The sequence below is a fragment of the Halomonas sp. 5021 genome, assembly GCF_036663435.1.
In the GTDB taxonomy this organism is placed as follows: domain Bacteria; phylum Pseudomonadota; class Gammaproteobacteria; order Pseudomonadales; family Halomonadaceae; genus Vreelandella; species Vreelandella janggokensis.
The window spans coordinates 183,983-205,652 of the sequence record NZ_JAXOVU010000002.1 but is presented as its reverse complement, the minus strand read 5'-3'; the positions used below and the strand labels follow the sequence as shown (position 1 = coordinate 205,652).

At 59.5% G+C, this 21,670-nt stretch carries 21 protein-coding genes; 9 read left to right on the top strand and 12 right to left on the bottom strand.

Annotated elements, in window-relative coordinates:
* Positions 1 to 27: 27 nt before the first annotated feature.
* The gene (gene phoU / locus R3F64_RS04645; protein WP_066316478.1) at positions 28 to 756 is read left to right on the top strand and encodes a phosphate signaling complex protein PhoU; all 729 of its coding nucleotides are present in this window, start codon (positions 28 to 30) and stop codon (positions 754 to 756) included.
* 82 nt (positions 757 to 838) lie between these two features.
* The gene (gene cysZ, locus R3F64_RS04640; protein ID WP_332610069.1) at positions 839 to 1,573 is read left to right on the top strand and encodes a sulfate transporter CysZ; all 735 of its coding nucleotides are present in this window, start codon (positions 839 to 841) and stop codon (positions 1,571 to 1,573) included.
* Positions 1,574 to 2,093: 520 nt separating this feature from the next.
* Here the strand turns inward: cysZ and phoR are convergent.
* From phoR to R3F64_RS04620, 4 genes are all read right to left on the bottom strand, one after another.
* Positions 2,094 to 3,416, bottom strand: a complete 1,323-nt coding sequence (gene phoR, locus R3F64_RS04635; protein WP_199284324.1) for a phosphate regulon sensor histidine kinase PhoR — start codon at positions 3,414 to 3,416, stop codon at positions 2,094 to 2,096.
* A gap of 2 nt (positions 3,417 to 3,418) precedes the next feature.
* A complete protein-coding gene (gene phoB / locus R3F64_RS04630; RefSeq protein WP_085920025.1) occupies positions 3,419 to 4,108 on the bottom strand; it encodes a phosphate regulon transcriptional regulator PhoB in 690 nt (229 codons plus the stop codon).
* Between the two features lie 78 nt (positions 4,109 to 4,186).
* On the bottom strand, positions 4,187 to 5,095 hold the full coding sequence (gene ubiA / locus R3F64_RS04625; RefSeq protein ID WP_332610065.1) for a 4-hydroxybenzoate octaprenyltransferase: 909 nt from the start codon (positions 5,093 to 5,095) through the stop codon (positions 4,187 to 4,189).
* Between the two features lie 35 nt (positions 5,096 to 5,130).
* Positions 5,131 to 5,628, bottom strand: coding sequence for a chorismate--pyruvate lyase family protein (locus tag R3F64_RS04620; protein ID WP_199285525.1), 498 nt, complete (start codon positions 5,626 to 5,628; stop codon positions 5,131 to 5,133).
* Between the two features lie 156 nt (positions 5,629 to 5,784).
* Between R3F64_RS04620 and R3F64_RS04615 the strand changes: the two genes are divergently transcribed.
* The 4 genes from R3F64_RS04615 (at position 5,785) to yccS (ending at position 10,092) form a co-directional block, all read left to right on the top strand.
* Entirely contained in the window at positions 5,785 to 6,954 is a 1,170-nt protein-coding gene (locus tag R3F64_RS04615) for an NAD(P)/FAD-dependent oxidoreductase (protein ID WP_199284326.1), read from the top strand.
* A 69-nt stretch (positions 6,955 to 7,023) separates the two neighbouring features.
* Positions 7,024 to 7,335 (top strand): HU family DNA-binding protein, encoded by a 312-nt coding sequence (locus R3F64_RS04610; protein ID WP_172822115.1) that lies wholly within the window; start codon positions 7,024 to 7,026, stop codon positions 7,333 to 7,335.
* Positions 7,335 to 7,691: a hypothetical protein gene (locus R3F64_RS04605; protein ID WP_085920021.1), complete on the top strand. Its 357-nt coding sequence runs from the start codon at positions 7,335 to 7,337 to the stop codon at positions 7,689 to 7,691. The genes R3F64_RS04610 and R3F64_RS04605 overlap by 1 nt, the downstream gene beginning before the upstream one ends.
* 202 nt (positions 7,692 to 7,893) lie before the next feature.
* On the top strand, positions 7,894 to 10,092 hold the full coding sequence (gene yccS, locus R3F64_RS04600) for a YccS family putative transporter (RefSeq protein WP_085920020.1): 2,199 nt from the start codon (positions 7,894 to 7,896) through the stop codon (positions 10,090 to 10,092).
* Here the strand turns inward: yccS and recG are convergent.
* Both recG and R3F64_RS04590 read right to left on the bottom strand, forming a co-directional pair.
* On the bottom strand, positions 10,089 to 12,167 hold the full coding sequence (recG, locus tag R3F64_RS04595) for an ATP-dependent DNA helicase RecG (RefSeq protein WP_199284327.1): 2,079 nt from the start codon (positions 12,165 to 12,167) through the stop codon (positions 10,089 to 10,091). The genes yccS and recG overlap by 4 nt on opposite strands.
* On the bottom strand, positions 12,164 to 13,093 hold the full coding sequence (locus R3F64_RS04590; RefSeq protein WP_085920018.1) for a hydrogen peroxide-inducible genes activator: 930 nt from the start codon (positions 13,091 to 13,093) through the stop codon (positions 12,164 to 12,166). The genes recG and R3F64_RS04590 overlap by 4 nt, the downstream gene beginning before the upstream one ends.
* Positions 13,094 to 13,275: 182 nt before the next feature.
* Between R3F64_RS04590 and R3F64_RS04585 the strand changes: the two genes are divergently transcribed.
* Positions 13,276 to 14,157: an SDR family oxidoreductase gene (locus R3F64_RS04585; RefSeq protein ID WP_085920017.1), complete on the top strand. Its 882-nt coding sequence runs from the start codon at positions 13,276 to 13,278 to the stop codon at positions 14,155 to 14,157.
* Positions 14,158 to 14,225: 68 nt separating this feature from the next.
* Here the strand turns inward: R3F64_RS04585 and R3F64_RS04580 are convergent, their stop codons facing one another.
* The 4 genes from R3F64_RS04580 to gmk all read right to left on the bottom strand — a co-directional run bounded on the left by R3F64_RS04580 (position 14,226) and on the right by gmk (position 17,856).
* Positions 14,226 to 14,615: a RidA family protein gene (locus tag R3F64_RS04580; RefSeq protein WP_085920016.1), complete on the bottom strand. Its 390-nt coding sequence runs from the start codon at positions 14,613 to 14,615 to the stop codon at positions 14,226 to 14,228.
* Positions 14,616 to 14,713: 98 nt separating this feature from the next.
* Positions 14,714 to 16,843: a RelA/SpoT family protein gene (locus R3F64_RS04575; protein WP_199284328.1), complete on the bottom strand. Its 2,130-nt coding sequence runs from the start codon at positions 16,841 to 16,843 to the stop codon at positions 14,714 to 14,716.
* Between the two features lie 28 nt (positions 16,844 to 16,871).
* Entirely contained in the window at positions 16,872 to 17,132 is a 261-nt protein-coding gene (gene rpoZ / locus R3F64_RS04570; RefSeq protein ID WP_085920014.1) for a DNA-directed RNA polymerase subunit omega, read from the bottom strand.
* Between the two features lie 91 nt (positions 17,133 to 17,223).
* A complete protein-coding gene (gmk, locus tag R3F64_RS04565; protein WP_085920013.1) occupies positions 17,224 to 17,856 on the bottom strand; it encodes a guanylate kinase in 633 nt (210 codons plus the stop codon).
* A 116-nt stretch (positions 17,857 to 17,972) separates the two neighbouring features.
* Here gmk and R3F64_RS04560 point away from each other — a divergent pair, with 116 nt between their 5' ends.
* A complete protein-coding gene (locus R3F64_RS04560) occupies positions 17,973 to 18,668 on the top strand; it encodes an extensin-like domain-containing protein (protein ID WP_199284329.1) in 696 nt (231 codons plus the stop codon).
* Here R3F64_RS04560 and R3F64_RS04555 read toward each other — a convergent pair.
* Positions 18,665 to 19,879, bottom strand: a complete 1,215-nt coding sequence (locus R3F64_RS04555; RefSeq protein WP_199284330.1) for an MFS transporter — start codon at positions 19,877 to 19,879, stop codon at positions 18,665 to 18,667. The genes R3F64_RS04560 and R3F64_RS04555 overlap by 4 nt on opposite strands.
* A gap of 185 nt (positions 19,880 to 20,064) precedes the next feature.
* Here R3F64_RS04555 and R3F64_RS04550 point away from each other — a divergent pair, with 185 nt between their 5' ends.
* Entirely contained in the window at positions 20,065 to 20,676 is a 612-nt protein-coding gene (locus R3F64_RS04550; RefSeq protein WP_199284331.1) for a DNA-3-methyladenine glycosylase family protein, read from the top strand.
* 25 nt (positions 20,677 to 20,701) lie between these two features.
* Here R3F64_RS04550 and R3F64_RS04545 read toward each other — a convergent pair whose 3' ends face one another.
* Positions 20,702 to 21,577 carry a pirin family protein gene (locus R3F64_RS04545; RefSeq protein WP_199284332.1) on the bottom strand — a complete coding sequence of 292 codons (876 nt, stop codon included), beginning with the start codon at positions 21,575 to 21,577 and terminating at the stop codon, positions 20,702 to 20,704.
* Positions 21,578 to 21,670 lie beyond the last annotated feature (93 nt).

Here is a 21,670-nt window from a genome sequence, read left to right as displayed (position 1 = left end):
TTGACGCAACCCCGTCAGGAGGGCTCCATGGACATTACCAGCGATACTCACAGCCAGCATATCTCGCGCCAATTCAATCATGAGTTGGAAGAACTCAAGACCCACCTGATGGCCATGGGCGGCATGGTGGAAAAACAGGTCCAGGACGCCGTCTTCGCGCTCCTGGAAAGTGACTCGCGGCTGGCCGAGAAAGTCCGCGACAACGACCGTCAGGTCAATGACCTGCAACTGCAGATTGATGACGAGTGCACGCGTATTCTCGCGCGTCGTCAGCCGGCCGCTTCGGATTTGCGCCTGGTGCTCGCCGTCATCCGTGCTACCTCTGACCTGGAACGGATCGGCGATGAAGCCAGCAAGATCGCCCGCAATGCGCTCAGCCTGAGCGAGAGCAGCAATCCCCTTCGCGGGCTGGTGGAAGTGCGCCATATCAGCGAGCACGTGCGTAAAATGTTGCGCGATTCGCTGACTGCCTTTGCCCGCTTCGACACCGAACTGGCCATGCAGGTCGTGCGTGAGGATGAGTTTGTCGATAGTGAATACGGCAGCGCCATGCGTTCCTTGATGACCTTCATGATGGAAGATTCGCGCTCGATCACCTCGGTACTCAGCATCATGTGGGTGCTGCGCGCACTGGAGCGGGTAGGTGACCACGCCAATAACCTGGCCGAGCATGTCGTCTACCTTGTCAAGGGGCTGGATATTCGCCATACCGACCCTGAGACACTGGACCAGCAGGCAGCACCGAAAAAGTCTTGACCTGCCCCCCGATTCCTCATGCAATACGCCCTGGCTGCACGGCAGCCAGGGCATTGTCATCTTTGAGGAGTCACATGTTTTCATGCTAGATGCATTCACTGCCATCAGCCGGGGTACACGTTGTGTCTATAAGCCTGGACTGAGGCGTTATGTCTTTTTACCCATTCTGGTCAATCTGCTGGTCTACGTCAGCATGTTCAGCTTTGTGATAAACCGCTTTGAGGGCTGGTTGGCGCATTGGATGAGTATGGTGCCCAGTTGGCTGGACTGGCTGTCGTGGCTTATCTGGCCCCTTTTCGTGCTTAGCCTGTTGGTCGTGGTGTTTTTTACCTTCACGCTGGTGACCAGCTTGATTGCGGCACCGTTTTACGGCTTCTTGGCCGCTAAAGTTGAAGTTCAGGTCACCGGGCATGAGCCTCTGGATGATCGGGGGCTGGTCAAAACGACCATTGATGCGCTGGGCCGCGAAATGGTCAAGCTGGGTTATATCCTGCCCCGTGCCGCACTGCTGTTCGTGATTGGCTGGATTCCAGGTCTTAACCTGTTGGCACCCCTGCTATGGGCGCTGTTTTCCGCCTGGGTGATGGCCATCACCTATCTGGATTACCCGATGGATAACAACAAGGTAGCGTTTCGCGATATGCGCGGTCGCCTATCGGCTCGCTGGTGGCAAAGCTTAAGCTACGGCGGTCTGGTCACGCTATTGACGTGGATCCCCCTGGCCAACCTGTTTTTGATTCCCGGTGCCGTGGCCGGGGCGGTGCTGATGTGGGATTACCATTATCGCCATGCCCGGTCGGTGACCAAGCGTTCTTGACGTATGCGCAAGGCCAGTATACAGAGGCTGAAAGAAGGGAAAGCTGACGTTGTTAAAAGGCTGACAAAAACAAGACCCCGCCAAGGCGGGGTCTTCGACAGTGATCATTTTAGGCGGTGGTGCTTACCAGCTTCCAATCCTTTTGCGGGACTCCAACCGTGGACGTTACCCTGACTGGCAGTGTGACCGCCTTCTAGACTCATCCAATGAATCTTGAATCATCCCTGCTAATGCAGAACATCCTTGCTCGGCATTGGGCTACTGTCTAAGCGTAGTTACTTTTCTTTGTTTCGTAAAGAAAAGTATCAACAGTTTTCTGCATCTTACAGTGACAGATACTGTCTTGCCTATAGAAGAGCATCCTCTATGCCAGCTTTTCGCTATTTCACTTATTAGCCATTAATAACAATGAGTTAAATTACATTCACTATGCCAATTGATCGCCAGGAGGTGTCATTTGGATACGCTGGATATGTGTCGCAATGGCACATGTGACGCCGTTACTCAGCGACACAGCCAGCTATGTAACCGAGGAGACACTACGCGGGGGCGTGGAAGGCGTGCTAAGGCGGGCCGCCGGGAAAACACAGCGGAAACGGGCACCTTCACCCGGATGCGAGTCGATTTGCAACTGAGCATCGTGGCGCAACAGCACATGCTTAACAATCGCAAGGCCCAGCCCGGTGCCCCCGGTAGCGGTACTGCGGCCTTTATCGACGCGATAAAACCGTTCGGTGAGGCGGGGAATGTGCACAGGGTCTATCCCTTCACCATCGTCACACACTTCGATACAGGCACCTTGGCCAAACGCTTTCCAGCACAGCGTAATCTCGCTGCCAGCAGACGTATAGCGCACCGCATTGAAAGCCAGATTAGAAATGGCACTGCGGATTTCCTGCTCGCTGCCCACCAACTGCGCGGGGTAGTCGCCTTCAATGGTGAGCGTGTGCTGATGCTCGGAAAGCGCCAGCGCATCGGCCCCGACACTGTTTAGCAGGGACGTCACGTCCATTGGCTGATGATCCTGTCCGCCCTGATCAATTTCCAATCGCGACAGCAGCAACAGGTCGTTGACCAGATTTTGCATGCGCTGTGTCTGAGCCTGCATCTGCCCAATGCTGCGCCCCAATCGGGGTGGAAGCTGGTCCGCCATTTCGCCATAGGTTTCGAGATAGCCCGATAACACGGTTAACGGTGTGCGCAGCTCATGGGAGACGTTGGCAACGAAGTCGCGGCGCATCTGCTCTAGCTGATGCAAGCGCGTAATATCGCGCGCCATGACCAGGCGCTCGTCGTCACCATAAAGGGTAATCTGGTACTGCAAAATGCGACGCTCATCGATCGGCGACGTGAGCGTCAGCGGCTCACTGTAGTCGCGGGCGTTGAAATAGCTGATGAACCGCGGGTCGCGAAGCAGATTGGTAATATGTTGTCCACGGTCGTGAGCGGTTTGTAGCCCCAGCATATTGCTGGCAGCGCTGTTCCACCACTCCAGGTCGCCGTGACGGTCGAGCATCACCACGCTATCGCGCATGGCTTCCGAGGATTCTTGAATGCGGGCAAGCGTCGAGCGGAGACGGCCCTGGGTAATCCGTTGGCTTTTCTGATATCGGTACAAACGATCAAACAATTCGCCCCACAGTCCTCCTGCGGCCGGCGGTTCATCCTGCGGGCGTTGCGTCAGCCAGCGGTAAGCGGCGCGCAATTGCCGCAAGTGGTAGACCAGACACATCGCGAAGCCACCGGCCAACCCCAGGCCCGGCAGGCCAAGTAGCCATCCCAGGCAGATGCCGAGTGCCGCCCAACCTAGCAAACGCCAAAGCTCACGGCTCCACAAACGCACGGTTAAGCTCGAGCGGAGAAGCGGTAGCCCGTACCGCGTACCGTTTGGATCAAGTTCTGATGTCCGTCGCCCAGGGCTTTGCGTAGCCGACGAATATGAACATCCACAGTGCGCTCTTCCACGTACACATTACCGCCCCACACCTGGTCGAGTAACTGGCTACGTGTGTAGGCCCTTTCCTGATGGGTCATGAAGAATTGCAACAGCCGGTATTCGGTCGGCCCCATATCCAGCGCTTTACCGTAGGCACTTACCCGGTGGCCCACCGGATCAAGCAGCAACCCATTAATTTCGATGGGATCTTCCACGCCACGTGGGGTCGCACGACGCAGCACGGCCTTGAGGCGTGCCACGAGTTCACGGGGCGAAAACGGCTTGGTGATATAATCGTCGGCCCCCGCTTCAAGCCCCTGTATCTTATTGTCTTCTTCACCCTTGGCGGTGAGCATGATGATCGGCAGTTCGGCGGTGGTTTCCTCGCGCTTGAGGCGCCGAGCCAACTCGATGCCGCTGGTACCGGGCATCATCCAGTCGAGCAATAGCAGGTCAGGCTGATGATCAACGACCATGGCGTGGGCATCCTGAGCGTTGTCCGCTTCAAGAACACGGTAGTCGGCCATTTCCAGCGCCACCGCGATCATCTCGCGAATGGATGCTTCATCATCGACGATCAAGACGGTCTTGGCGGTCATTCCAGAGCCTCACGGTGTCCGATAGAAAGTAATCCAGTGACAGGTACATGACGATCACACCATGACTTGATGACAATTCTATGACATTGACAGAGATTCGCCAGCCGTTGGCCACCAACTCAGCGCAATACCGGCAAACACCAGCAGGCCCGACCAGTGATTATTCAGAAACGCCAGAAAACAGGCATCCCGCTCACGGTGACGGATCAAGCGCTGCTGGTGAATAAACGTCGCCGCCATCCCCGCCAGGCCGAGCCAGAAAAAACCGCCCAGCCCGAGGCGCGCGCCCACCCAGGCCAGCAATGCCAGCGTGGCCAGCTGAAGCAGCCCGATCACCAGCCGGTCGGCATTACCCAGCAACACGGCCGTCGATTTAATGCCAATCTTGATATCGTCGTCACGATCAACCATGGCGTACTGGGTATCATAGCCAACCGTCCACAGCACATTGGCAAAGAACAGCAGCCATGCCTCTACCGGCACATGGCCAAGGACCGCACCGAACGCCATCGGAATCGCCCAGGAAAACGCCGCCCCTAGCACTACCTGGGGAAAATGCGTGTAGCGCTTCATGAACGGGTAGATAAACGCCAATACCACGCCGCCCACCGACAGCAACACGGTAAACCAATTGGTCAACAGCACCAGCATGAAGGCCGCCGTCACCAGCCCGATAAACAGCAGTTGGGCCTCGGTTTCACTGATCCGCCCGGTAGCCAGCGGGCGCTGTCGGGTACGTTTGACGTGGCCATCGACGTGACGATCGGCATAATCATTGACCACGCAGCCCGCTGCGCGCATGACGTATACCCCGGCGATAAAGATGAGCAGTACGTTGCGCCCGGGTACCCCTTCGCCGGCGACCCATAAGGCCCACAGCGTTGGCCACATCAGCAGCCAGGTACCGATCGGCCGATCCAGACGCATCAGCTGTATAAAATCCGCCAGCCGACTCAACCCGGTTGGCCGTAATAAAGAACGATCCATGCTTACCTCACCCATCCAAGAGACGCAGCGTTAGCCTAGCGCGAAGGCAGCGCAAGATCATCCGCCATGGTCGATAAAAAGTATTCCTGTACCAGCAGCGATAACCCGCCGTGCTGACAGCCGTGCTGAAATACCGAGCGGCGCCCCCACAGGCTGCTGGCATCGCCAGGGAAGGTAAAACCAGGCGCATGACGCGTGGCGTACAGCGGGCCACGCACCAGGTCCGGCTGGCGAAACAGCCAGCTGCCCAATGAACGCTCACCCAGGTTTTCCAGACACTGGCCTCTGAGCGCCTTGAGGGGAGCCACCGAACGCGCCACTACCCATGGTGTTTCATCCACACACAGGGCGACCTCCCGGCGCCACGCATAGCGCCGGGCGGCCATACCCAGCGCCAGGGCCTCATGCGGGTGTGGAAAGCCAACCCCCTGGCGTAACAGACGCACGCGGAAAGGCCGCTCGCCCCCTGCGGACACAATACGCGCCGTGAGTGAGTCCGTGGAGGCAACCCATTGCCACCACGGCGCGCTCATCGCCGGACGCAGCGCTCTAATGGGACGCCAACATGGCAAGTCAGGGGCAGTTTCAACACAGTGACGCGACACCAGAGCCTCCAGGCAATTAAACGATCACCTAGTGTAACATGTGGGCTTTACAGGCTTTTGTCCCACTGACCACTGGATACCCGGATGCCCTCATCACACGCTGAGCTCGTTATCGTTGGCACTGGCATGGCGGGCGTTGGTCTTGCCCGTGCGCTGCGCCGCAAAGGCGATACGCGCACCCTGCACTTGATCAGCGCCGATAGCGGCGACGATTATACCAAACCACTGCTGTCTACCGGCTTCGCCAAACGCCTCCCGCCCGAAAAGCTCGCACAGCGCAACGCCGCGGCGCTTGCCGAATCACTTGACGCTCGAGTGATCACCCACACCCCTGTCCGCCAGATTGACGTGGCTAACCGCTCGCTGCGGCTGGAAGATGACCAAGCGCTTGGCTACGACCGCCTGGTGTTAGCCACCGGCGCCGAGCCAAGGGTGCCCATGGCGATACCCGATTCCGTCAAAGCGCATTGCTTTACCGTCAACGATCTTGACGACTATCGCCGTTTTCATCATGCGCTGGGGACAGCGCCTGCTCGCGTGGCGGTGATCGGCGCAGGCCTCGTCGGCTGCGAGTTTGCCAATGATCTGCACGCGGGCGGTCATGACGTCACCGTTATTGCCCCCGATGCCACACCGCTTTCCCGCTTGCTGCCTGGCCCCCTGGGCCGAGCACTCGGCAAGGCGTTTGTTGACGCAGGCATCCACCTTGCCCTGGGCAGAACCATCAAGACCATGGCCCTTAATGATGACCCCGGCGTGACGCTGACGCTGGATAACGACGACACGTTCAACGTCGATGTCATCTTGATGGCGACGGGGTTGACCCCGCGTACCGCTCTGGCTGAGACAGCAGGGCTCACGGTTTCCGCCAGCGGTATTCTGGTGAACCGGCAACTGCGCACCTCTCACCCGGATATCGATGCGCTGGGCGACGTTGCCTGCGTCGACGGCATCAACGCCATGTACGTTCAGCCCCTGCAAGCCAGCGCCCAGGCGCTCGCCGCCACCCTGGTCGGCACACCCACACAGGTCAGCTTCGGGGCCTGGCCGGTGATCGTCAAAACGCCCCTGCTACCGGTGGTTGCCTACCCACCGGTCGAGGCCCCTGAACGTTGGCGGATCGAAGGCGAAGGCGGTGATATGACGGCAATCGCTGAAGATAAAGACAGACGTTTGATTGGTTTTGCATTGACAGGCAACTGCGTGAGAAGGAAAGTGGAGCTTTCCAGAGCAGCCCCTACGCTGCTAGGCTGAATTCCGCGGCGCTCGCGGCTTGGCTGAAACGACGGCCGCGCCTACAGTGTCCTTACCAACAACACGACAGTGTATCTTGCACGATCATTAAACAAAGGGAGTTTCCTTATGCGTAAACCTGAACTTGCAGCCGCCATTGCGGAAAATGCTGATCTGTCCAAAGATAAAGCGGGCCAAGTCCTCAACGTCATCCTTGATGAAATTACCAACAGCGTGTCCAAAGGCGAAGACGTTGCCCTGATCGGTTTTGGCACCTTTACCGTCCGCGAACGCGCTGCGCGTACCGGCAAAAACCCACAGACCGGTGCGCCGCTGCAGATTCCGGCCAGCAAAAATGTCGCCTTCAAGCCGGGTAAAGCGCTCAAGGACGCTGTTTCCTGATGAAGCTCAAACTGACGCTGTGGCTATTGGGCTTCTTGCTCAAACGTGCCCTGCGCCGCAAGCCGCGCTTTCGCGAACAGCTGGAACGCATGCGCGGCCTGGACTGGGGCATTGCCACAGAAGATTTGAGTACTGCCCGTTACTACCGGATGACGCCAACCAGCGTTACCAGTGGTAAAGGGTTGCCGGTCGACCTGGACCTTGAACTGCGCTTTCGCGACGACGAGGCCGCTTTACGCATCCTCAAGAAGCCCACGCAGCAAGCCTTCCTCGACGGCATGATCAACGGCGAGGTCCGCCTGGTAGGCGACTCTGCCGATATGAACAAGCTACAGAAACTGCTCAAGCATTTGTAGTTTGCGGCCCCGACAGCACTGCTAGCGCTCGAGGGGCCAGTCACGTCACCCTGTCCGGATACCGCCGGTGACTCGCCCACCCCGCTGCTAGGTTACCCCCTCGCCGGTCACTGATAGATCAGCGTTGCAGACAGGCGCTACCCAAACCCTCTATACTATGGTCTCGACTAAAGTCTAATAAAAGCGACCACCAAGAGACCCTATGCCCATTGCATTACCGCTGCGCCGCCTCTGGACGCTGGATAAGTTCGCCTACAGCGTGCGCGTGTTTATCGCCTTCAGCGGTGCGCTACTGCTCAGCGCGCTGCTGGGCGATGTCGCCTTGGTCATCCCGCTGTTTCTGGGCATTATCGCCTGCGCACTGTCGGAAACCGACGACAGCTGGGAGGGCCGCTTCCAGGCCCTGCTGGTCACACTTGCCTGCTTTGCCTCGGCGTCGTTCATCGTGCAGTGGCTGTTCCCGTGGCCGTGGCTGTTTGCCCTGGGGCTGGCGATTTCGACGTTTACTCTGATCATGCTCGGGGCCATTGGCCAACGCTACGCCACCATCGCCTCGGGTACGCTGATTCTGTCGATCTATTCGATGATCAACATTGAACAGCATGGCGGGGTGGATGAAGACGTCGCCTACCGCCAGCTTCTGCTCCTGGCGGGTGCTGCCTGGTACGGCGTCATTTCGGTCATCTGGTGCGCGCTTTTTTCGCGCCAGCCGGTCAAGCAGAGCATGGCGAGGGTATACAAGGCACTGGGCGAATTTCTGATCTTGAAGTCGGCCTTGTTCGAGCCGGTCCGGGGTGTGGATGTCGAAGCCCGCCGCGTGGCGCTGGCACGCCAGAACGGTAAGGTCGTTACCGCGCTTAATCAGGCCAAGGAGATGATCTTTCGCCGCCTGGAAGGCCAGCGGGGTGACCAGAAGCTCAACCGGTATCTACGCATCTACTTTATCGCCCAGGATATCCACGAACGGGCAAGCTCAACCCACTACCCGTATAGCGCCCTGACCGATGCGTTCTTTCACCATGACGTGCTATTTCGCTGCCAGCGGCTGCTCGATCAACAGGGTCGTGCCTGCCGTCAGTTAGCCAAGTCGCTGCTGCTCAACCGCCCGTTCGGCCACGAACAGAGCGAACAGGCACTGGCCGACTTGCGCGCCTCGATCGATAACCTGGGCGACCAAGGGAAACCCGAGTGGCAACCGCTTATGCGCCCGCTCAACGCCCTGGCGGATAACCTGACCACCCTGGAAGCGCAGATTGCCAGCGCCCACAATCCGGATACCGGCAGCGAACGCCGTGACAGTGCGCTTTACGACCGCTCACCCTCTAGCCTGCTGGAAGCCTGGAGACGAGTGCGGCTCAACTTTACCCTGGGCTCGCCCACCTTTCGCCACGCCGTCAGGCTGAGTACCGCGCTCGTGGCAGGCTATGGGCTACTGCACTGGCTTGATCCGGAGCAGGGCTTCTGGATCCTCTTGACCACGCTGTTTGTCTGCCGACCCAACTTTGCCACCACACGACGGTTTCTTTCTCAGCGGATCATCGGCACGGTGTTGGGGTTAGTCGTCGGCTGGGCATCCATCAGCCTGTTTCCCCACCCGCTGGTGCAAAGCATGATCGCGGTGGCGGCGGGGGTGTCGTTTTTTGCCAATCGTGAAAAGCACTACGTGATCGCCACCGCCTCGATCACCCTGCTGGTGCTGTGTAGTTTCAATCAGGTAGGTGACGGCTTCGATCTTATCTGGCCGCGCCTGTTCGATACGCTGATTGGCGCCCTGATAGCCGGCCTGGCGGTGTTCTTTATTCTGCCCGATTGGCAAGGGCGCCGGCTTAACCGTGAGGCTGCACATGCGCTGACCAACCATCGCCGCTACCTGGAAGAAATCATTCACCAGTACGAAGAAGGCAAGCAGGACGATTTAGCGTATCGCCTGGCACGACGCAATGCGCATAATGCCGATGCGGCGTTGTCCACGCTGCTGACCAATATGCTTCACGAGCCGGGGCATTACCGTAAGCAGGATGCCGACAACGGGCTGCGCTTTCTGGTGCTTTCCAACACCCTGCTGAGCCACCTTTCGGCCCTCGGCGCCCATCGCCACCAGCTAGCCGACGACGAGGACGACAGTGCGTCCGTGCCCGCCGCCAAGCGCATGTGCGAACTGCTCGACCAACTCGCCGAGCAGCTACAAAACCGCCAGCCAATAACCCCGCTGTCGGCCCAGGCCGAGGCGCTGATCGCGCAGCTCGATGAGCAAGGCCCGCCCAAAGAGGAAAACGCCGTCACACGTTACCGGCCGATCCAGAGCCAACTGCGCCTGATTGCGAACCAGTTGGCACCGCTGAGCGACGCGGCGAGTCGTCTTATCAGCACTAACGGAACCGACGACCCTGGCTTGAGTTAAACCTGCCCATAGCGCCCGGCGGCTTCGCCCAGCCAGCGGCGCACCAGCACGGTGGTGATGTCCTTGTTGCCTTGCAGCGCCTGGGCCAGCGCCGTGACCTGGTCCAGCAGGTCAGCATCGCGTTCCAGATCGGCAATTTTCATCTGCGCCAGGCCGGTCTGGCGGGTGCCGAGGACTTCGCCGGGGCCACGAATTTCCAGGTCTTTCTCGGCGATGCGGAAACCATCGGTGGTTTCGCGCATCACCGCCAAACGCTGACGGGAGGTTTTGGACAGCGGCGGGTGGTAGAGCAGCACGCAGAAACTCTCGGTACTGCCGCGCCCCACGCGGCCGCGCAGCTGGTGCAACTGGGAAAGCCCCAGGCGTTCGGGGTTTTCGATAATCATCAGGCTGGCGTTGGGGACGTCCACGCCCACCTCGATCACGGTCGTGGCGACCAGAAGGTCCAGCTCGCCTTCTTTAAACGCCGCCATCACCTCGGCTTTTTCGCTGGACTTCATGCGCCCGTGCACCAGGCCAATGGCAAGCTCCGGCAGCGCCTCGGTAAGCTCGTCGCGGGTGACTTCCGCCGCCTGGCACTGCAGCGCTTCGGACTCTTCGATCAGCGTGCACACCCAGTAGGCCTGGCGGCCTTCGCTGCAGGCGCGCCGGATACGCTCGACCACTTCCGGGCGGCGCTCGTCGGAGACCACCACGGTCTTTACCGGCGTGCGGCCGGGAGGCAGTTCGTCGATCACCGAGACATCCAGGTCCGCGTAGGCACTCATGGCCAGCGTGCGGGGAATGGGCGTGGCGGTCATGATCAACTGATGCGGCGTCAGCCCCCCCGCTTCGCCTTTTTCACGCAGCGCCAGGCGCTGGTGCACGCCAAAACGGTGCTGCTCGTCGATAATCGCCAGCCCCAGGCATTGGAAATGCACATCGTCCTGAAACAGCGCATGGGTGCCCACCACCATGCGCGCACGGCCATCGGCAATCGCCGCCTTGGTATCCAGCCGCGCTTTGCCTTTGAGCTTGCCCGCCAGCCAGGCCACTTCGATGCCCAGTGGCTCAAACCAGGCTTTAAACGAGCGGTAGTGCTGCTCGGCGAGGATTTCGGTGGGTGCCATGATCGCCGCCTGGCAGTTCCCTGCCAACGCCGACAACGCCGCCATGGCGGCGACCACGGTCTTGCCCGAGCCCACATCGCCTTGTACCAATCGCAACATGGGGGCAGGACGGGCAAGGTCCAGAGCAATTTCTTCCAGCACCCGCCCCTGGGCACCCGTCAGAGCGAAAGGCAGTTGGGCAAGAAAACGCGCCTGAAGGCTTCGCCCGGAAGGTAACTCAGGGGCGCCATCTGACTGAATGCGCAAACGTACCTCACGCAGGCTTAGCTGGTGAGCCAACAGCTCTTCCAACGCCAGACGCCGCGTCGCCGGGTGCTGGCCGTGGGTGAGTTGCTCCAGGTCGGCATCCGGCGGCGGCTGGTGGAGAAGCTTCAGGCTGGCGTGCAGTCCGGGTAGCTGAAAGCGCTGGCGCAGGGCGTCGGGAATAACGTCGGGCAGCGCCTCGGGCTGATTTTCCAGCAGTCCCAGCGCCTGCTGGGTCAACGCGCGCAGGCGCGTTTGATGCAACCCTTCGGTGGTGGGATAAATCGGCGTAAAGTACTCGTCGACCGGCGTTTCGCTGCCACCGCTCAGCCTATATTCGGGGTGATAGATTTCCAGCCCCGTCGCCCCAGCGCGCGCTTCGCCAAAAGCTCGTACGGTGGCCCCGGGCCTAAGTTGTTGCTGCTGGGCGGGGGAGAAATGAAAAAAACGCAGGCTTAAAATGCCGCTATTATCGCGCAGCCTCACCAGCAGGCTGCGTCGGCGCCCTTTGACCACATCGCAGGCGGTGACCTCGCCCTCGATGACCGCCTCGCTGCCCGCGCGTAGCTCGCCGATAGGTGTCAGCCGGGTGCGGTCCTGATAGCGCAATGGCAAATGAAACAGCAAGTCGCTGACCTGCTCGATCCCCAGGCGGCCGAGCTTCAGCGCCAGTGCTTCACCAACGCCTTTAAGGGCGGTGACCGGTGCCGAAAGCGCCGTCATGAGGCAACCGTCGACGCCTGGGTTGGCTGACGACAATGATTGATGGCGTTGATCAACGCATCAATGGCTTTGGGGCGCGGAAAGCTGGCCCGCCAGGCAATCGCGACCGTTCGCGAAGGCGCGGGGCTGACAAAGGGGCGACTGACCAGCATGGCGTTTTCATACTGGTCGGTACCCAGCGCCGACTGAGGCAGTACGGTGATGCCCAGCTTGGAAGCCACCATATGCCGGATTGTCTCCAGCGAGCCACCTTCGGCGATAAGCGTGTTATCGGGGTTATTGAGCTTTTGCGTGATCGCGGGACAGGCTTCCAACAACTGGTCGCGGAAGCAGTGGCCCTCGCCCAGCAGCAATAGGCGCTCTTCCAATAGCTCTTCTTTATGGATCGCCTTCCGCGCTTCCCAGCGATGCTTGGCAGGCAGCAGGACTTCAAAGGTTTCATCGTAAATCGGCTTGGTCACCACGTCGGTCTCGGTGAACGGCAACGCCACGATGATGACATCCAGCTCACCGCTGCGCAGCTTGGTGCGTAGCCCGCCAGTCAACCCTTCTTCAATATACAGGGGCATTTGCGGCGCAGCCTTGGCAAGCTCAGGTACCAGGTGCGGGAACAGATAGGGGCCGATGGTGTAAATGGCCCCGATCCGCAGTGGATTGGCAAGCTGGTCTTTACCCGCACTGGCCATATCAAAGATAAGGCTACTCTGCTCAAGCACACGCTGTGCCTGGGCAATGATCTTTTCACCTAACGGCGTTACCTGGACCGTCGCCTTGGAACGCTCGAACAACGGCGTTTCCAGTTCATCCTCGAGCTTTTTGACAGCCACCGACAAGGTGGGTTGGGAAACATGGCAGCGCTCGGCGGCACGGCCAAAGTGGCGCTCCTGGGCAAGGGTTACGATGTAGCGAAGTTCTGTTAAAGTCATAGTGGTGCCAGTGGCATCCTCTCGTAGCAGCTTGTGACTAGCGATCGCGACAGTTAGCGGGTAGGCAACGGACAAACAAGCCCTGCTGACGATGTCGTCTCTACGATTGCTTCTATATATAAGGAATTGTAGATCAGGGACCTTGTATCTAATAGGGATTATTTATCAACAGGAGCGAGCAAGTGACGCTAACCGTACTGATTATTGGCTGTGGCGATATCGGCATAACGCTCGGTCGCGAACTGCTTAGCGAAGGACATCGCGTGATTGGGGTTCGTCGCCATGTCGATGCTCTACAAGATACCGGTATCGAGCCCTTGGCACTGGATCTCAATGAGCTCGAAGACGCCGACGCCAAGGCACTCCCCGAGGCGGATTACGTCATTTACACGGTAAGCGCCGACCACTTTGAAGAAAGTGCCTACCAGAGTGCTTACCCCGAGGGCTTGAAGCGGGTATTGAGCGTCATGGAACAACACGCCACACCGCCCCGCCGCGTGTTTTTCGTGTCGTCGACCAGCGTCTACGGCCAGCAGGAAGGCGAGGTGGTCAACGAGGAAAGCCCAACCGAACCGACAAGCTTCTCCGGCACCCTGATGTGCGAAGCCGAGCAGGCGCTTATCAACCACCCGCTACCCGGCACCGTGGTGCGTTTTTCAGGCATCTACGGTCCTGGCCGCGACCGGCTTATCCACCAGGTCGCCGAAGGCCGGATCGCCGCGGTCACCCCGGTGATCTATTCCAACCGCATTCACCGCGACGACTGTACCGGCATTCTGGCCCATCTGATTCACTGCCAGGAAAACAGCCAGCCATTGGCGGACCTCTATCTGGGCAGCGATTGCGAACCGGTCACGATGCACAACGTGATGGACTGGATTGCCCAGCAACTCAAAGTCACGTCCACGGACACGATGCAATCGCCGCTGCGTCGTCGCACCAGCAAGCGTTGCGATAACCGGCGTATCCTGGAAACCGGGTATCAATTCCGCTACCCAACGTTCCGCGAGGGCTACGCTCAGGTATTGAAAAAAGGTGGCTTCTGGCGCGTGCAAAAGGCTTAACCGTCCGCCACATGCTCACAACACTGCCATGAGTCTCCAGCTTGCTCATGGCAGGTGTTTTTTCTGCCTTAATCGCCAATGACCATGACGGCTTCGGCTTCCACCTGGCTCCCCTTCGGCAGCGCTTTTACCCCTACCGCGGCGCGGGCCGGGAACGGCATGTCGAAAAACTCTTCCATCACCTTGTTCACGATCGCAAAGTTATCCAGCTCGACCAGGTACAGGTTCAGTTTGACGATATCGCCAAGCGTCCCGGCAGCTTCTTCGCAGACCGCCTGAAGGTTGGTAAATACTTGACGAGCCTGCATTTCAAAATCGTCTGACACGATTTCCATGGTGGCCGGATCCAGCGGAATCTGGCCCGACAGGTACACGGTATTGCCTGCTTTAACCGCCTGAGAGTAAGGGCCGATAGCGGCGGGGGCTTTCTCGGTGTTGATAACAGCTTTGTTGCTCATTGGATGTCATGCTCCTTGGTGCACTCAACGTTGATCATGGTGGTCTCGCCATCGCTAACGCTGCCAGCCTTGGGCCAGCAGGTTGCCACAGCGGGCACTTAATTGGCCATGCGGGTTATTTTGCTGACGTTAGGCAGGTTGCGAATACGTTTCATGATGCGGGCAAGGTGAACGCGACCCTTTACCGAAAGCGTGAGGTTCACAGTGGCAAGGCGCGCATCGCGCTCTTCAATCCCGATGCGCTCGATGTTGGCATCCGCATCGGTGACCAGCCCGGCGAGTTGCGCCACGATCCCTCGGCGACTTTCGATTTCAATGCGCAGGACAACCGGGAAGTCTTCGTCGATGTTCTCTGACCATTCCAGCGCAAAGACTTTGTCAGGGTCGTCTCTGTCCAGCAGGTTTTTACATTCAGACCGGTGAACCACAAGCCCTTTACCCATCGAAAGATGGCCAATAATGCTATCACCGGGCAGCGGGTGACAGCAGCGGGCAAAGTTAATCACCATGCCCTCGCTGCCGCTTATCACCACCGCCTTTTGGCTGGTGCCCTCATTGATCAGCTCGTTGGGATGGCCGTCCGCCACATCCACCAGCCGTCGTGCCACGACGTGGGCAACGCGGTTGCCAAGGCCCAACGACTCCAGTAGCGCTTCTTCTGACGCCACGTCGAGTTGCTCGAAGGCGCGGTTTAATACCGTCGATTCCAGCTCTTCCAGGCTGGTATTGAAGGGGGCCAGTGCCTTGTTCAGCAACCGCCGCCCGAGCATCACCGCTTCGGTATGCCGCTGATGCTTGAGGGCATGACGAATGGCCGAGCGCGCCTTGGCCGTGGTGACGAAGTTCAGCCACGCCAGATTGGGGCGCGCCCCCGGCGCCGTGATAATTTCCAGCGTCTGGCCGCTCTCCAGACGCGTGGAAAGCGGCGCCAGATGGCGATCAATACGGCAGGCGATACAGTGGTTGCCGATATCGGTATGCACCGTATAGGCGAAGTCGATCACCGTAGCGCCCTGGGGCAGCTCCATGATATCGCCCTTGGGGGTAAACACGTAGATATCGTCGGGAAACAGATCGTTTTTGACGTGCTCGATAAACTCCAGGGAATCCCCGGCGTGGCGCTGCATCTCCAGAAGCCCTTTCACCCAGGCGCGGGCGCGGGCGTGGCTGCCTTCGGCGATCGGGTGCGAGGTTTGCCCGGCTTTATACAACCAGTGGGCGGCAATGCCGTTATTGGCCATGGCCTCCATTTCGCGGGTGCGAATCTGCACCTCTATCGGCATCCCCCGCGCGCCAAACAGGGTGGTATGCAGACTCTGGTAGCCGTTGGCCTTGGGAATCGCGATGTAGTCCTTGAACCTGCCCGGCACCGGCTTATATAGGTTATGCACCACACCCAGAATGCGGTAGCAGCTGGCCACATCGTCGGTAATGATGCGAAAACCGAACACATCCATGATTTCGACAAAGGGTTTGCGCTGGTCGCGCATCTTGCGATAAATCGACAACAGATGCTTTTGGCGGCCGACGACCGTACCGCTCAAGCCTTCGTCGTCGACGCTTTGTTGCAGCGTCGCCTGGACTTCCCGCATGGCACTGCGCCGATGCCCACGCGCTTTGGAAACAGCGCGCTTGATACGCTCCGAACGCATCGGATGAATCGCCTGAAAGGACAGGTCCTCGAGCTCGACGCGGATGGTGTTGATGCCTAACCGCCCGGCGATGCGGGCATAGATTTCCAGGGTTTCGCGGGCGATGCGGCGCTTTTTATCGGGACGCAGCGCGCCCAGGGTGCGCATGTTATGCAGCCGGTCGGCGAGCTTGACGATAATCACGCGGATATCCCGGGACATCGCCAGGACCATCTTCTGGAAGTTTTCCGCCTGGGCGACGGCTTTATCCTCGAAGGTGATCTGGGTCAGCTTGGAAACCCCGTCGACCAGTTCTGCCACCGGCTCACCGAACTGGGCGCCTAGGGCTTGTTTCGACACCCCGGTATCTTCAATGACATCGTGCAGCATGGCGGCCATCAGGCTTTGATGGTCCATGTGCATGTTCGCCAGGATGTTGGCCACCGCCAGCGGATGGGTAACGTAAGGTTCACCGGAGCGACGCCGCTGGCCATCGTGGGCCTGTTCAGCGTAATAAAAGGCGCGTTTGACCTGTTGGATCTCGTCGGGGGGTAAGTAGCCGCCGAGTCGGTCGGCCAGGTCATCAATGGTAAACATTCACCGCGCCTCTAATCGGTCGTGAATCCTATTCGTCGATTTGTGCGCTGGGAGCCATTGCTGGACGAGCGCGAACAGGTGCTTCAACCGGTTCGTCCAGTACCGTGTGATCGACCAGACCCGCTGCGATTTCACGCAGCGCCATGACCGTGGGCTTGTCGTTTTCCCAGGGTAACTGTGAGTCACGGGTGCCCCGCGCCAGCTGACGGGCACGCTGGGTGGAAATCATCACGAGCTTGAAACGGTTTTCTACATGATCAAGACAATCTTCAACGGTGACGCGAGCCATGGGGTGCCTTCCTGTAATAACGATGCTGAATCGCGTCCGAGAGAGATCAAACGGGCCGATCCAGCTAAAGAGGGTAGTAGAACCGTGTAGATTACTCGACGCCGGGCGCCTGTGACAAGAGCGTTGCCAGCAAGGGCGCGTGGCGTTCGCTCATTAACGGGCGCGCCAGGCGGCGGCTAATGACCAGCGACTGCAATTCCTGCAGGGCAGTGGTGAAGTCATCGTTGACTACCAGGTAGTCGTATTCGTCGTAGTGCGACATTTCGCTGATCGCATCACGCATGCGTCGCGCAATGATGGCGTGCTCATCGGTTCCACGGCTGGCCAGGCGACGCTCCAGCTCGCTGCGCGACGGTGGCAGGACAAAAATCGACACGGCCTCGGGCATTTGTTCGCGCACCTGGCGCGCGCCCTGCCAGTCGATTTCGAGAATCACGTCCTGGCCGGCATCAAGTACCGTTTGGACGGCCAGGCGCGAGGTACCGTAATAATTATCGAAAACCTTGGCGTACTCAAAAAACTCGCCACGCGCAATCATCGCCTCAAAGGTTGCCGCATCGGTGAAGTGGTAATTCACACCATCGACCTCCCCCTCGCGCTTGGCCCGGGTGGTGTGCGATACCGACACCTGAATGCCATCGAGGCTTTCGATCAGCTCGCGCACCAGGCTGGTTTTACCCGCCCCCGATGGGGCAGAAACGATAAACAGTGTACCTTGGGACATACGCGCTTCCCTTGTTGGCGAGGTAAACTCATGCAATTAGAGCAGTGTAGAAAAGGGTCGCAGTATCGCACACCCGTCGCGACGACTGTAGCGTTTCGCAGAACAGGGAGGTCACGATGCGAAGTAGCTGGCTGATACTGGCACTGATCGCGTTAGCCGTTGCCCTGCAAAAGGGCGTCATCGACATTCCCCGCCACTGGTCACCCTGGGCACCGCTATACGTCGACGACCCGATAACACCGGTCACGTCGCTAAAACTGAGCCGCCTGGAACATGACCGTGACGGCTGCCTGGCCGCACTGGACAGCGTGCCGGATGATGCGCTGCACTATTCCCCTCTGGCCGACTACACCCCCGTCGATAGCTGCCCGCTTGAGAACGTGGTGCGCCTTGAAGCCAGCAGCGTCGCCTTCAACCAATCGTTTGTAGCCAGCTGCCCCTTGGCGCTTGCCTGGGTAATGTTCGAGCGCCACGCGCTGCAACCCAGCGCCGAGACCCTTCTCGGCACCCGGGTACGCCAAGTCGACCATGTGGGAAGTTTTGCCTGCCGCAATGTGTACGGTCGCGAAAGCGGACGGCGCAGCGAACACGCCACCGCCGAGGCGCTTGACGTGACCGGCTTTCACCTCGCCAACGGTGAGCGCATTACCCTGCTTGAGGACTGGGGCAACGATGGGCCAGCGGGAGCGTTTCTGCGCGACATACGCGACGATGCCTGCGACTTTTTCGGCAACACCCTGGGCCCCGACTACAACGCCGCCCACGCCGACCACTTTCATTTCGGGATGCGCGGCTTTCGCCTCTGCCGTTAGGTGGCGTCCGCCATGCGGGCCGGGGGATAACGTTTCTCCAGCCAGCGCCCGGCGGCAAACAGCACGAGCCCGCACAGCGCCAACCCGGTTCCCACCAGGCCGGTGCTCGACCAGTTGAAGCCCGCGCTGATGACAAGCCCGGCAAGCCAGGCCCCCAGCGCATTGGCACCGTTGAAGGCCGCGTGATTGAGCGATGCCGCCATGGTTTGGGCATCCTCGGCGACATCCATCAAACGGGTTTGCAGCGAAGGCGCCAGCGCCATGCTGGTGCCCACCAGCCCCACAAACAGCAGCCCCGACCAGACATTATTCGCCGCGAAGTAAAATAGCCCCTGGATCACCGCACACCACAGCAGAATAGACGGAATTGCGCGCATCAGGTTTTTATCCGCCAGACGCCCGCCGATCAAATTCCCGGCGATGGAGCCCAGGCCGAAGATTACCAGCACCAAGGGCCCCAGCGCTTCGCTCATGCCCGCCTGCTGGGTCAGCGTCGGCATCACGTAACTGAAAATGGCGAACATGCCGCCGCAGCCGATACAGGCGATGGCCAAGGTAACCAGCACGCGCTGCTTGACCAGCGCCGACAGCTCACGCAGCGGGCTCGCCAGGGCATCAACGGGCTGAACCGGTACGTAGAACCGGGTCAACAGCGCGGTAAGCAGCGCAATGCCGCCCACTGCGGCAAAGGCAATCTGCCAGCCGAAAAAGCTCCCGGCCCAGGTGCCCAGGGGGGCGCCCACCAGAATCGCGACAGTCAGGCCCATCATCACCCGAGCAATCGCCCGTGCCCGCTGATCGACGGGCACCGCCCCGGCGGCCACCAGAGCGGCAATGCCAAAGTAGGCGCCGTGAGGCAGCCCGGCGATAAAGCGCAGGCCCACAAACGACCAGAAGCCCGGCGCCATGGCACTGGCAATATTGCCCACGGCAAACACCAGCATCAGCGCGATCAGCAGCGCTCGCTTGGGGACCCTTGCCGCCAGGGCAGAAATCAGCGGCGCACCGACCACAACGCCCAGGGCGTAGCTGCTGATCGCATAGCCCACCTGGGGCACAGTGATGGCCAGATCCTCCGCGATGCGATTCATCAACCCCATGATGACGAACTCGCTGGTGCCGATGCCAAAACCGCCTAGCGCCAATACAAATTCAGCCAGCCGCGGGTTACGCGCCAGCCCTTGAGACGATGATGCCGTCGATTCCTGCATGCTTATCTCCTTGGGATACCGACCGATGGTATCGCGATGGCGCAAATGATCGCAGGATTAGACGAAAGTAGAAACATACTGCGCTTAAAAGTTAGCGGGCGAAAGGGAAACTCCGCATGGGGTTAATCCCATTAGTGTCCTAGCTTTGTTAGTGTGTTTTTTATTTCTCAATACTCGAGACGCTGATGAACCCAGATACCATCGAACAGGCTATGGCAGCCCTCGCCAAGGCCGACCCGGATATCGCCCGTGCTTACCCCCTCGTGGGTGCGCCTGAACCACGCCAGCGCGATCAGGGCTTTGCGACATTTTTCAGTACCATTGTCAGTCAACAGCTTTCCACCGAGGCCGCCCGCGCCATCATGGGCCGTATCAATACGCTGCTCCCCGAGCTCCATGCCCAGGCGGTGATCGATATCGACAGCCAAGCACTGCGTGATGCCGGGCTCTCCTGGCGCAAGATCGAATACGCCAAGGGGCTCGCAGAAGCGGAGCTGGCGGGCACCTTTAGTGCCGATGGGCTTGAACACCTCAGTGACGACGACGCCATCGCCGCGATTACCCAACTGCGCGGCTTTGGTCGCTGGAGCGCCGAGATTTACCTGATGTTCTCGCTTAAGCGCCGGGATATTTTCCCCGCCGACGATCTGGCGTTGCGTGTGGCACTCGGCCGCTTGAAAGGTATGGATGACAAACCCACGCCCAAGCAGGCGCGTCAGTTGGTCGAGCCCTGGGCACCCTGGCGCACGGTGGGGTCGCTGTTCTTGTGGCACTACTATCGTGGTGAACCGGTGTAGATACGCGCCTGCAACACCATTACCATTAGGCGTCTAACCCGCCAAATTTACCGTTCTGATAGTCCTCAACCGCCTGAACAGTCTCTTCGCGGGTGTTCATCACAAAGGGGCCGTGAGAATAGATGGGTTCGTCGATGACATCACCGTGACCAAACAACAGTCGAGCATCGCTGCTGGCTTCAATCACCAGGCTATCGCCTGCGCGGTCTACTTCGATCAGATGGTGAGGCTCAACGGGTTCGCCGCCCACCTCAACGTTTCCTTCCACTACATAGAGAAATACCTGCCGCCCAGACGCTACCGGTAGCTGTTCTCGCGATCCAGCAGGCAACCCCAGCGTCGACATAAACACACCGGTCAGCGTCTCGATAGGGCCAACGCTGCCCTGCCATTCACCGGCGATCAGGTTTAGCTCACCGCCCCCCGGCAGCGCCAGCGAAGGGATGTCGTCATGCTGGAGCCCCACGTAGTGCGGCTTGCTCATCTTCAAGCGCGCCGGAAGATTGACCCACAACTGCAGAATTTCCAGCGGGCCACCGTCGCGTAGAAACTCCTCAGGCGAAATTTCCGCATGCACGATACCACTGCCTGCCGTCATCCACTGCACGCCACCGGCGTGAATCACGCTTTGATGCTGGGTGCTGTCGGCATGGGCAAGCGAGCCTTCGAGAATAAAGGTGACCGTCTCGAAGCCCCGGTGCGGGTGTGGGCCGAACGGCAGGCCCTGATTATGGGCCGGATACGTCTGGGGGCCGTGGTGGTTAAGAAACAGAAACGGATCGAGCTGCTCGAGCTGCGGTCCCGGCAAGGGCCGCCGGGTGACCAGATCGCCGATATCGTCGCGCCTGGCCGGGTGCTGGGCGATGACATGACGCGCTTGCTGGGTGCTATTCGAGGACATAACCATCTCCTTATTAATATCCCCCAGCGTAAAACCTCAACGCCCCCATGAGGAGCGAATAATTTGCCTCGTTTCATTGAAGGAAATTGGTAG